This is a genomic window from Moorena sp. SIO3E8 (assembly GCF_010692445.1).
Taxonomy (GTDB): Bacteria; Cyanobacteriota; Cyanobacteriia; order Cyanobacteriales; family Coleofasciculaceae; genus Moorena; species Moorena bouillonii.
The window spans coordinates 20213-31720 of the sequence record NZ_JAAHHM010000039.1; the positions used below are offsets into that span (position 1 = coordinate 20213).

The window sequence follows — 11508 nt, forward strand, 5'->3', positions numbered from 1 at the left end:
GATCTATTCCCGAAGGACTTTGAATTATAACGCTTTCAGTGGTGTGTCGATGGCTAAATTCGATAATTCCTAGATTGGCGGTAGGCCACACTATGGGATCAGATGGTAAAATCCTCAATAATCCTGGCATCGCCAAGAGCAACTTCGACACTAAATTGCTCTCCTGGTACACCACTAAACTGCAATTGAATGTAATTATCGATTTGTCTGGCTTGGGCTTCAAGAAAAACTGTTCCGGATGCATCCAGCACAGTGAGGGTGAGGTTGGCAGGCAAATAGGTTTTACTGCCGGTGGGATATACCTTGAGGCGAATATTTTGCTTGAGTTCAGATTCTGGCACAAGTTCCACCACCAAAGCCACGGGGGAACCAGCTAGCAATAGCCCTAAGTCGATTAACTTAGCCCGCCTAATGCCCACATCAAGATTTTCCTCTAGGGGTAACGCCTCAGTTGAGTCTAGACCAGCAGAGCGGAAAGCGAAAATTGGTTCGGGTGGGTTTAACAAGTTTTCCAAGCTTTCGAGAGTTTGCCAACCAGTTTCAACCACATTGTCTAACCATTGACTCAAGTTTACCCTTGTTCTGTGGGCAACAGCAGCAGGCTTGGCGGTTACCTGTGTCATGGGTGGATGAAAGCGATCGATTAAATCGTCAACAGGTCGTAGTTGACTAATGGGTAACTCTTCGGTATCAGCAGTTGGAGTAAATCCCAACACTGTTCCCTCCAAGGATTGTTCATCAATCTGAACAACTACATACCCAATTCGATCAGACCAAACTTCCGGGGGAATATGGCAGACGGAATCTTGGGATTTGATTGCTCGGCATTCGATACGACCGATACCAGATATTTCCAAGTCTGCCACATTAGCTAACAGGCGTATGATAGGGTTCCAGCTGTCTGAGGCTTTTAAATCTGTAGGCATCCCCATCATTTGCATGTAATCATTGACAACCAACACAGCCAAGGTGTTGAGTCGAACTTGCTCAGCTTTTTGAGGGGTAGGCTGCTGCCTAGCAAATTGCTCAGCACTCCTGCGTGCATTGTGAGTAATGGGCAGAGGAAGGGCAAATTGTTCTAGGTTATGGGTGCTGTAGGTCATAGGAATTGTGTTTCTGTACTGATGTGAACACCTTGACTGGGGCAGGTTAGTTAAGGTAAGTCTTTTTAAGGAACCTCCTATTATAGATATCCTTCCGATTCTCCAAATTTACGCAAACGGGGCAAACATTGTCGCTGATAAAAGCTACTTAATGTAGAAATTGATACATTAAACTCTTCTGATAGGGTTTTCCAGCTAGTTTCTGGAGGCAAGCGCCGCCAAATTAAGATTTGGCAGGTGACCTCTGGATGACCTTTAATATGGGTAGTGCGTAGATCACTATCAACAGCCGCCGTTTCCACCCATTCCCTTATATCTTCGAGTAACGTAGGTACGTCCGGTGGAGCTGCCACACTATTGAGCGGGTCAAGGTTTTCACCATTTTTAGCCTTGCTAGGAGATGCTCTCTTAAATTGTCCGTCTATGGTCTTGATGCGAAAGTCTTGGAGTCGTTTCTTCAAGTAGAAATTGAGCCAAGTGACCACACTGCCACGGCTAGAGTCGTAGGGATTACCGGTTTTGCCTTCGCAAATATTCTGGCAAAAGTAAATCCAGGTTTGTTGGAGTGCGTCTTGATAGTAGGGACTATGTTCTTGCCAAAGTTTCTTACTGATTAAACGAATAATTTTTGTTAAGTTTCTTTGACGGTGAGCGCTTCCAGGTGGATGACTACATGCTGCCGTCACTAGCTGGTTGAGCTGCTCATAGAGTTGAGTCATAATGCGTCCGCTCCGCCTTTGCTGATATTGCCTTTTTCCGAAAATACTATGTTCACATCAGTATGTATATCTTAGGTCGGGTCAGCTTCAGGTCTGTAATGTGAACTACTCCAGGATACTCGGAGTTTTGGTTAAGACTAAGCCAGTATTGATCTATTGACAGTTTAGGTATGATGTGTTAAAAACTAGAAACTAGAAACTAGAAACTAGGCTTAACTATCTAACATCTAACATCTAATATTTAAAACTTATTGTTTAATAACCAAAAGCTAGCAGTTATTAAATTAAGCATTAAGTATAAAATACAACACTACAATTAAAATTAAATTTCAACACCTATAGCAGAGAAAGAGTTGGTTAGGACAAAAGTCGCAAAGCATTATCGATAGCATTCTGTAAACCATCAAATTGATCAAGAGTTTTTCTCAAATGGTGTTTGAGTCTTGCCCAAAATTTCTCAATTTTATTAAGATCAGGTGAATAAGGGGGCAAAAATACCAGTTCACATCCTGCCATTTCAATTAATTTTTTGATCTGAGCCGATTTGTGAAAACTCGCCTGATCCATAATCACTATTTGTCCAGGTAATAACTCGGGTACTAGGAAAAATTCTACCCACATCTTAATTAGTTCAGTGTTGCAGTATCCAGTAAAAGTTATCGGAGCAATTATTTGACGACAACATGAAGCAGCTACCAGGCTTATGCGTTCTGTTTTATGTCCCAATTTTAGATCGTAGTATCGTTGATATTTCTCACACCAACCGTAGGGATAATCTTCTGTATCATCGACTCCTGCTTCATCGACGTAAACGAATCTCTGGTAAGCATATTGACTGATATAGTTAAGAAACTCGGCTCGTTGTTCATCATTTCTTTCTCTGTACCCGTAAGTTTTTTTTTTCTCGTAAAACCAATGCGCTTTAAAGCTTTACCTATAGTAATACGACTAATTTTTTCTGGCCATTTTTCGGCCATCTGTTGTTGAGTTCTGCCACCATTTATGCACGCAAATTGGCGAAATTCCTCTAAGTTTTGAATTTTTGGGGCAGGTCCTCTACTATAGTTTCGCTTTGCTTTAAAGCTTCCCGTTTCAGCCCTGGCTTTTAGCCACAAGTCTAATGTATTTCGACTAATACCCAACATTCGGCAGATATGGCTTTTTTTCTCACCACGATCTACGGCGGCAATCGCCTTTTCTCTAAAATCATCGCTATAGGGTGATGGCATTTGTCCTCCTTACTAACGGGAGCAGGTCTTGGGTTGCAGAACAGATCAAGTATGTACCATATGAGCTTGCTTATACCCATGAGGGGACTAGAGATTTAGTACTAATGTTGCTGCATAAGTGACATCCTCCCCTTACTAACTTACGCGCCTCCTCTATTATGTCCTAACTATCCCTTTCTTTGCTATAACACCTAATACCTAACACCCAAGCTAAGCAGTGATGTTTCCCAATTGCCAGAAATTTTTGATCAAATTTTCGGGAATCTCTGGAAGACACCTTGTAGTAAGTAAGTAACGTAGCTTTACTAGAGCTTGTCAAACATCTTGGACAGTTTTTGACATATGCCTCTAGGATTTCCTCCCAGTTGATGTACAGTAGCGGTTGTAGCAATAGTTGCAGCCGCTTTTTTTTTGGAGGGTAATGGGTAATGGGAATTAGGGATTGGGGATTGGGGATTGGGGTAACCCAACCACAGTAGGTTCTGGCAGTGCGCCTTGCATCTTGCCTAACCACTCAATCAGGCTCTCTAGCTGTTTGTTGGTCTTGACCAGACCTAAACCACGAACCGTAACTTTACCAGGAGAATAGACAAAACGCGATCGCAAATGTTGGGGGAGGTTCTCTTGGAGTAACTTCCAGGCTGGTTCCTCCATGGGTGTTTCTAGGATAATGTGTTGTTTACCCTCTGGTCGAATTCGGGAAAATCCCAAAGACTTCCCTAACTGTTTTAGTTCCATCACCCGCAGTAATTGCTCTGCTACAGAGGGAATTGGACCATAGCGATCGCTCCAAGCTGCTGCGATCTGTGCTAACTCTTTCTGGGACCCTGCTGCAGCTACTGCTCGATAAGCACTAATTTTTTGGTCTAAATCTGGAATATAGTCAGCGGGAATAAAGGCTGTGATCTGAATGTCAATCTGGGTATCATCTACTTGAGGAATTTCTTGCCCTTGAATTTCCTTTATCGCTTCTTGCAGCATTTCCATGTAGAGGTCAAAGCCAATCGCTTCCATCTGACCGGATTGTTCTACACCTAGGAGATTCCCCACCCCTCGAATTTCCATATCCCTGGTGGCTAACAGATACCCTGACCCGAGTTGAGTGAACTCCTGAATTGCTCGTAAACGTTTCTTGGCTGCTTCTGAGAGTACCTTCTGGTTCGGATAAAGTAACCAAGCGTGGGCTTGAATCCCCGCCCGACCTACTCTTCCTCGCAATTGGTAGAGTTGGGCAAGACCAAATTTGTGAGCATCTTCGATCACAATGGTGTTTACTCTAGGAATATCTAGCCCAGATTCAATAATCGTAGTACACACGAGGATATCTGCCTCACCGTTGCTAAAGGTGAGCATAATTGACTCTAATTCCGCTGGGTCGAGCTGACCGTGAGCAATGGCGATTCTCGCCTCAAGGATCATTTCCCTGAGTTCCGCAGCAACTTCTTCAATCCCTTCAACCCGAGGTACGACATAGAATACCTGACCACCTCGGTCAAGTTCCATACGAATGGCGGTGCGGACAGCTTCTGGTTTATAGGGCGATAAGTGGGTTTTAATGGGACGCCGTAAGGGGGGTGGTGTAGTAATCAAACTCATTTCTCGTACCCCCGATAAGGACATATAGAGGGTACGGGGAATGGGAGTAGCGCTGAGGGTCAATACATCTACCTGAGTTTTGAAAGATTTAATTTTTTCCTTTTGGTTAACACCAAACCGCTGTTCTTCATCTATCACCAGCAGCCCTAACTCTCGAAAAGTTACACTCTTGCCCAGCAACTGATGAGTACCTACCACCACATCTAACTCCCCAGTTTTAAGGCGTTGGAGAATATCACGCCTTTCCTGGGGGGTACGAAAGCGGTTGAGTAGACCGACATTGATGGGGTAGGGAGAAAACCGTTCTTTGATGGTATGATAATGCTGCTGAGTCAGGATAGTGGTCGGGGCAAGGAAAGCTACTTGCTTGTTAGAGGTCACAGCTTTAAAAATAGCCCGAATTGCCACTTCTGTTTTACCAAACCCCACATCCCCACAAACTAAGCGATCCATAGGGCGATCGCTCTCTAAATCCCGCTTCACATCCTGTATCGCCTTGAGTTGGTCAGGAGTAGGTTGGTAGGGGAAAGAATCTTCTAATTCCTGCTGCCAAGGGGAATCCGCTGGAAAGCAATAACCAGACTGCTGTGCTCGCTGGGCATAGAGCTTCAGCAAATCTACCGCTACTTTCTTAATACTTTTACGGACACGATTTTTGGTTTTCTCCCAGGTTTTACCAGACATCTTGTGGAGTTGAGGCAAACCGGTACCTGTATGTCGAAACCGAGATAGTACCCCCAACTGATCCGCTGCCACCCGGAGCAAACCATCAGCGTACTTGATCACCAAATACTCGCGAGTTTCATTATTTATGCTTAATTTTTCCAGCTTGAGGAACTGACCGATCCCATGATTCTTGTGAACTACATAATCCCCTGGACGTAGCTTATTGGGGTCAACCTGTTGGGAGGCAGCACGGCGGCGCTTACGGATATAACTGGGAGTTGCCAAGGTATGCTGCCCAAAGAACTCCCGGTCAGTCACAACCACGATCCGGTAAGTAGGGAGGATAAATCCCTCTAGTTCTGCTAAGCCCGAATACTTGACCGCTACCGCTGTCCTCTGGATATTTAATTTTTCAATAGCTGGGTAATCTCGAGGGTTGGGGACAAACTGGGCAGGACAATCATGTTCTTGGAGCAGGGCAACAGAACGACTAGGTTGGGCAGAAACCAGCCAAATAGAGAAACGGCGATCGCTTTGCTCTCGCAGTACTTCCGCTAGTTTGGCAAACTGGTGGGGTGTTACTGGTACAGAGCGGCTAGCCAGATTAACAGCATTTTGAGTAGTTTCTTCTACCAATTCTGATAAATACAGGATTGGAGTCGCAGCAGGAGTTGAAGGTTGTTCGCGAACAACCTGGAACTGGTTAACCTTCAACTCTAGAGCATGATCAAAATAACGATGGAGAGAGGGCAGGGAATGATTCAGTTCCTCTAATTGTTCTTCGGCATGTTCCACCCAGCGATCGCAATGGGCAGCACACTGTTCTGGTTCATCAATGACAATTAAAGTATTTTCTGGCAGGTAATCTAGTAGAGAGGCTGGCTGGTCAAAGGCAATACCCAAGAAACGGCGGCTACCCTCTAAAGACTGACCTCCCTCGAAAGATTCTTGCTCCTGAGGTGAGAGATAAGATTGGATTAGTTCAGCCTTTGAGGTTCTCAGCACTTGGCTAATAATGTGACCAAAATCCGTGGGGGTCAGCACGATGCCGTCAATTTTATCCAGGGAACGCTGGGTTGCGGGGTCAAACTCCCGCAACTGCTCTAACTCATCCCCGAACCATTCCAGCCGCACTGGCAATTCTAAAGCTACGGGGAAAACATCTACAATATCACCGCGCCGACTCCACTGACCTTCTGTTTCCACTAGGGGAACCCGTTCATAACCCAGCTGTGCTAACTTTTTATCAAGGTTTTTCCCATCCCAAGTCATGCCCTGGTTAAGGGTAAGGCAGTAGGGCTTAAAGGCATCGACAGGGGGCAAGTGGGGTTGGAGTGCTGCTTGAGTGGCCACAATAGCCATCCGATCAGTTGAAGAAGGTTGAACCAACGAAGGTTGTAAGTCAGAACTTTCAACTGGCAACCTGTCAACCTTCAGGCTTTCGACCAAATCTGCCAATACTTGCATTTGTCCCCAGGTCATTTCCGACTCTGGGTCAAAGGGTTCATAGGGGGATGCTTCTGAGGTGGGGTATAAGTGGACTGTATCCCAACCCATGGCTTCCAGTTGGGTTGCCCAGCGACTTGCTTCTTCTAGGGTGCTACAGACTACGAATAGGAGGCGTTGGTCTGCCTTGGCCAGGGCTGATGCTACTAATCCCTTTGGCAAACGGGGAATACCATTCAGAGATAGATACTGTTGGCGATTTAGTTTCGTGAGTAGTTCACTGGTGAGAGGGGAGTGCTCTAGTGTCCGAATGATCGAGGAAAGTGCCATTAGTTCAGTGGGTACTTGACAATAGGGCTTCCAGGATAGCTGTTTCTCTCATTTTACTAGGAATAGCACTGCCTGGGAAAAATTGACTGTTGTTGAATAGGTTAACTTATCTCATTAGTGGCCTTACCACTGGATGCAGGAGTGTTTCCAAATCCGTCGGTCTAGATTAATTGATATTGAATAAGCCAAAATCCTGTTTAGGTAAAGGATTCGGCTATAACAGTTTCAGGGGTGACGACTTGATCGGAAGACTAATCTTTAGAAGATTTAATTTTCCTAGGTTAGATTAAACAGATATTGCCGAGCAAAATTCCCCTTAATTTCTAGACAAAATAACAAATATCTACCGATAAGAAATACATTACTGACTCAAGCAGCAATAATGGATAATACTGACTTGAATAACTTGAATAATAAAACTCCTCAGGTTCTCGTGGTTGATGATGAGAAGATCACACGCTTGGTGCTACGTCGTAGCTTGACAAAGGAAGGATATAAAGTCATTGAAGCTAGCAACGGTGAGCAATGTCTGAATATCTGTAAGGATAAATTGCCAGACATTGTGCTTTTAGATGCCAGAATGCCCATCATTGATGGGTTTACCTGCTGTGCTAAATTGAAGGATAACTTTGGTTCCGAATGTCCTCCTATACTAATGATTACAGGCCTCAATGATGCGGACTCTGTAGAACGAGGGTTTGAAGCCGGTGTGACAGATTATATAACTAAGCCAATTCACTGGGCCGTTTTGCGACGAAGAGTACGTCGTTTGATTGAATCAAGTTGGACAATGACACAGTTAAAAATTGCCAATAAAGAGTTGGCACGCCTCGCTACTATTGATGGCTTAACCCAAGTTGCAAACCGCCGAGCCTTTGACGAGTATTTTAACAACGAATGGTATCGACTGGCACGGGAAGAAAAACCATTGTCTTTAGTTTTGTGTGACATTGATTTTTTTAAGCTTTACAATGACACTTATGGACACCAATCAGGAGATGAGTGTCTTAAACAAGTTGCTCAAATCCTTGGTAAATCAGCAAAGCGTCCAGCCGATCTCGTCGCTCGCTATGGAGGTGAGGAATTTGTGGTAATGTTGCCGAGTACTGATATACAAGGCGCTATTCAGGTAGCAGAGACAATTGAAACTAAACTCTACAAACAGGCGATCCCTCATTCGGGTTCTCTGGTGAGTGACATTGTTACCGTCAGCCTGGGGGGTGCTAGTACGATTCCCACAGTAAAATCGTCCCCAGAACATTTATTTGCTGAGGCTGATAAAGCCCTATATCAGGCAAAAATGGCCGGAAGAAATCGCCTATTTTATGTTAACTACTAATTAAAATTTTAGGATTAATTATACTTAAAATAGTCTTGACGCCAACTAGCATCTTTTCTACGATCAGTGGGCAATTCTAACACTCTAATGCCTTGGCTAGGAAGTGGGTTTAAAGCTTCCTTGAGCTGCTGCCATGATTGAATCAGCTGGTGCTCTACTCCATAACTCAGACACAACTGATAAAAATTGACATCTTGGGGTGTGGCAAAGAATTCTTCAAAGGGTGGGTCAAATTTGGCAATGGGCAACATCTCGAAAATGCCACCACCATTGTTATTAATTAAGATAATGGTTAAATGACCAACAAACTTGTTTTTAATTAGGAAACCATTGGTGTCATGCAAAAATGCTAAGTCACCCGTTAGCATCACACTGCTTTGATTACGATGAGCAATACCTAAAGCTGTTGATAAGGTACCATCAATCCCATTAGCGCCCCGATTAAACCAAGGTCGAATCCTGGTGTTACCAGGTTTCCAAAAGAACTCCACATCTCTGACTGGCATACTGTTAGCAATAAATAGAGGTGTTTCCGGTGGTAGACATTGGGAGAGTAACCAAGCTGCTTTTCCTTCAAACAACTGACTCATGCTAGTCATTGTTTGGTCAACCTTTGCCCTGACCTTCCCTTCAGCCTCACACCACTTTTGTAGGTTATCAGGTTGCAGGTTATCAGGTTGCAGGTTATCAGCTTGCAGGTTATCAGCTTGCAGGTTATCAGCTTGCAGGTTATCAGCTTGCAGGTTATCAGCTTGCAGGTTAGAACCGTCAACCTTCAACCTTTCAACCTTCAACAGTTGAGAGCTGTCAACCGTCAACCTGTCAACCTTCAACTTGTCAACCTTCAACTGGTTAACTTTCAACTCCTTTACCCATATCCCCAGTTGTTCTACACTCATCCGCAGATGAGTTGTTTTGCCATGGAGGGGGTCGAGGTTGTGGTGGCTAGGGTCAATCACCCAACGTCGCGGTTGACATTTATCCAACCAAGCACGCAATTCTTTGCTAATCGGTAGTTCACCGATGTGAATAACCATTTTGGGTTTTAGCTGTTGCGCTAATCGTGGATTACGCAGGATCAAGTCATAGGTGGAAATTAGATCTCGGTTGAGGTCGCAATAGTTTCTTACCGGTGAGAGCCCTTCTGCTAATACAGGCCATCTTAAGGTTTTGGACAAGGATGCGATCGCATTACAATAGTCTTTCGGATTTTGGGGTTGAGCTGGACCAGCGATAATTATTCCTTCCTGGGATTCTTGCCACTGTTGTATGACTTTAACGATTCCAGGTTGCAGGTTATAAGTTGTAGGTTGCAGGTTGTCAGTTACAGCTTGCTCCTGACAGTGAGCGAAGAATTCTTCTGGTTGTAATTGGGATTTTAATGGGTTAGTAGTTGTGTCGGGAATAGGTGGGAGGGGGTCACGGAAAGGTAGATTTAAGTGTACTGGACCAGGGGTAGGAAAATGTGTTAGTGGAGTGCTGCCAAAGGAGGCTCGCTCCCAAGCATGAACTACGGTTTGCCGTAGATAACGGAGCATACTGATATCAGCTTGAGGGACCGCTAGGGTACTTTGCCAGTTGGGATAGTTGCCGTATAATTTGATTTGGTCAATGGTTTGTCCGGAATGACAATCTTGGAGTTCTGGGGGACGGTCAGCAGTCAATACCAATAGTGGTACTCGGCTTTCTCTGGCTTCAATCACAGCGGGATAGAAATTAGCCCCAGCTGTGCCAGAGGTACAAACCAGTACAACTGGTTTTCCCGATTGTCGAGCAATGCCTAAGGCGAAAAAGCTGGCTGAACGTTCATCTAGAACTGGAATCGCCTCGATCTGTGGGTGTTGAGCAAACGCAACAGTTAGAGGGGTTGAGCGTGACCCTGGACAGATGATTGCTGTGGTCAATCCCAACCGCTGTAGGGTTTCTACCAGGATGGAAGCCCAGAGGCTATTGGTGTTGCGAAAATCAATAGGCATTCAGTTATCTTAATCAACATTTAATTTGAATATTCTAAATAATGTTGATTGGATTTTGTTGACGCTTGACCCTTGACTACCCTAATCCCTAATCCCTACTCCCTACTCCCTACTCCCTACTCCCTACTCCCTAAAAAAAATCTCTGACATTTTTAACAAATTCATTGACATTCTCAAAATGAATGTTATGTCCACAATCAGCAATGACCTTTAACTGAGCTTCTGGACAAATTGTTACTATTTCTGAGTTAATTGATTTAAATTTATGATCATAGTCTCCGACTAGCAAAAGCAAAGGAACTTGATTATGTTGGAGTGATTCCCACAGAGATGGTTGGCATCCTGTACTCATATGACGCAGAGATTTAGCTAATGCCAGAGGATTATTTTGTTGTCGAATCTTGATCATCTGTTCAAAGTTAGGGTGCTGCTTGAGGGAGCTGAACAGAGGCTGATTGTACCAATTTGATAAGAAGGTCAATAAATCTCCAGTTTCCAATTTTTCGGCAATTTGCCAATCTCGTTGACGGCGTTTTAATTGTTCTGCTTGAGTCTTTAGCCCTGGAGATGCTGATTCGAGTACTACTTTTCTAAAACATTGGGGGAAATGAATGGTCATGTAGAGAGCCAATCGACCTCCCATAGAATACCCAACTAAAAAGCATGGTTCAAAGTTTAACTGCTCTAGTAAGTTCTTTAAGGCGTGAGCAGTCTTTGGCATGGTGTAACACTCATCCCCACCGAAAACTTTGGTTTTACCATGACCAGGTAAATCAACAGCTAGACAACAAAATTCCTCACAAAATAATGATATTGCTTCATCAAATTCCTGGCTGCTACCCATGAATCCATGGCAAAAAAGAATCCGTGGTTGCTCTCGGTTTCCTCTTAACTCATAGTTAAATTGATATCCCATTTATAGCAGTTATTAATTCGGTGAGGTACTTTATTTCTAGGTTTTAGGGAGCAGGGAATAGGGAATAGGGAATAGGGAATAGGGAATAGGGAATAGGGAGTAGGGAGTAGGGAGTAGGGAGTAGGGAGAATAAAATTGACTGTACCTCATAAGTACGACCAACGCTATATAGTACGATCAACGCTATA

At 44.2% G+C, this 11508-nt stretch carries 8 protein-coding genes and 1 pseudogene; 2 read left to right on the forward strand and 7 right to left on the reverse strand.

Annotated features, from left to right (window positions below; genetic code table 11):
• Window positions 1-98: 98 nt before the first annotated feature.
• The 4 genes from F6K46_RS18020 to mfd form a co-directional block, all read right to left on the reverse strand.
• Entirely contained in the window at window positions 99-1103 is a 1005-nt protein-coding gene (locus F6K46_RS18020; protein ID WP_293059489.1) for a DUF1822 family protein, read from the reverse strand.
• Window positions 1104-1183: 80 nt separating this feature from the next.
• Window positions 1184-1822: a sigma-70 family RNA polymerase sigma factor gene (locus F6K46_RS18025; RefSeq protein WP_293059492.1), complete on the reverse strand. Its 639-nt coding sequence runs from the start codon at window positions 1820-1822 to the stop codon at window positions 1184-1186.
• Between the two features lie 357 nt (window positions 1823-2179).
• Window positions 2180-3051, reverse strand: a protein-coding gene (locus F6K46_RS18030; protein ID WP_293059495.1) for an IS630 family transposase whose coding sequence is annotated in 2 segments (ribosomal slippage) — window positions 2180-2734 and window positions 2737-3051 — 870 coding nt in all. Because the reading frame shifts where the segments join, the coding sequence is not laid out codon by codon here.
• A 435-nt stretch (window positions 3052-3486) separates the two neighbouring features.
• Complete coding sequence (gene mfd, locus F6K46_RS18035) at window positions 3487-7089, reverse strand: transcription-repair coupling factor (protein ID WP_293059499.1); 3603 nt, start codon at window positions 7087-7089, stop codon at window positions 3487-3489.
• 382 nt (window positions 7090-7471) lie between these two features.
• On the opposite strand from mfd, the gene F6K46_RS18040 reads away from it, so the two are divergent.
• Entirely contained in the window at window positions 7472-8428 is a 957-nt protein-coding gene (locus F6K46_RS18040) for a PleD family two-component system response regulator (RefSeq protein ID WP_293059502.1), read from the forward strand.
• A gap of 14 nt (window positions 8429-8442) precedes the next feature.
• Here the strand turns inward: F6K46_RS18040 and F6K46_RS40165 are convergent, their stop codons facing one another.
• Window positions 8443-9027, reverse strand: a complete 585-nt coding sequence (locus F6K46_RS40165; protein WP_366510722.1) for a thiamine pyrophosphate-dependent enzyme — start codon at window positions 9025-9027, stop codon at window positions 8443-8445.
• Here F6K46_RS40165 and F6K46_RS40170 point away from each other — a divergent pair.
• Window positions 9017-9229 (forward strand): pentapeptide repeat-containing protein, encoded by a 213-nt coding sequence (locus F6K46_RS40170; protein ID WP_366510723.1) that lies wholly within the window; start codon window positions 9017-9019, stop codon window positions 9227-9229. The two genes, F6K46_RS40165 and F6K46_RS40170, sit on opposite strands and share 11 nt — an antisense overlap.
• 92 nt (window positions 9230-9321) lie before the next feature.
• On the opposite strand, the pseudogene menD reads toward F6K46_RS40170, so the two are convergent.
• A pseudogene (gene menD / locus F6K46_RS40175) lies at window positions 9322-10404 on the reverse strand (2-succinyl-5-enolpyruvyl-6-hydroxy-3-cyclohexene-1-carboxylic-acid synthase); the annotation flags it as partial.
• A 130-nt stretch (window positions 10405-10534) separates the two neighbouring features.
• A complete protein-coding gene (gene menH / locus F6K46_RS18050) occupies window positions 10535-11320 on the reverse strand; it encodes a 2-succinyl-6-hydroxy-2,4-cyclohexadiene-1-carboxylate synthase (RefSeq protein ID WP_293059510.1) in 786 nt (261 codons plus the stop codon).
• Window positions 11321-11508: the final 188 nt, after the last annotated feature.

Coding starts and splice junctions, on each gene's coding strand:
- F6K46_RS18020 (WP_293059489.1), bottom strand. CDS start 1,103: ATGACCTACAGCACCCATAACCTAGAACAATTTGCCCTTCCTCTGCCC.
- menH (WP_293059510.1), bottom strand. CDS start 11,320: ATGGGATATCAATTTAACTATGAGTTAAGAGGAAACCGAGAGCAACCA.
- F6K46_RS40170 (WP_366510723.1), top strand. CDS start 9,017: ATGCTAGTCATTGTTTGGTCAACCTTTGCCCTGACCTTCCCTTCAGCC.
- F6K46_RS18040 (WP_293059502.1), top strand. CDS start 7,472: ATGGATAATACTGACTTGAATAACTTGAATAATAAAACTCCTCAGGTT.
- F6K46_RS40165 (WP_366510722.1), bottom strand. CDS start 9,027: ATGACTAGCATGAGTCAGTTGTTTGAAGGAAAAGCAGCTTGGTTACTC.
- mfd (WP_293059499.1), bottom strand. CDS start 7,089: ATGGCACTTTCCTCGATCATTCGGACACTAGAGCACTCCCCTCTCACC.
- F6K46_RS18025 (WP_293059492.1), bottom strand. CDS start 1,822: ATGACTCAACTCTATGAGCAGCTCAACCAGCTAGTGACGGCAGCATGT.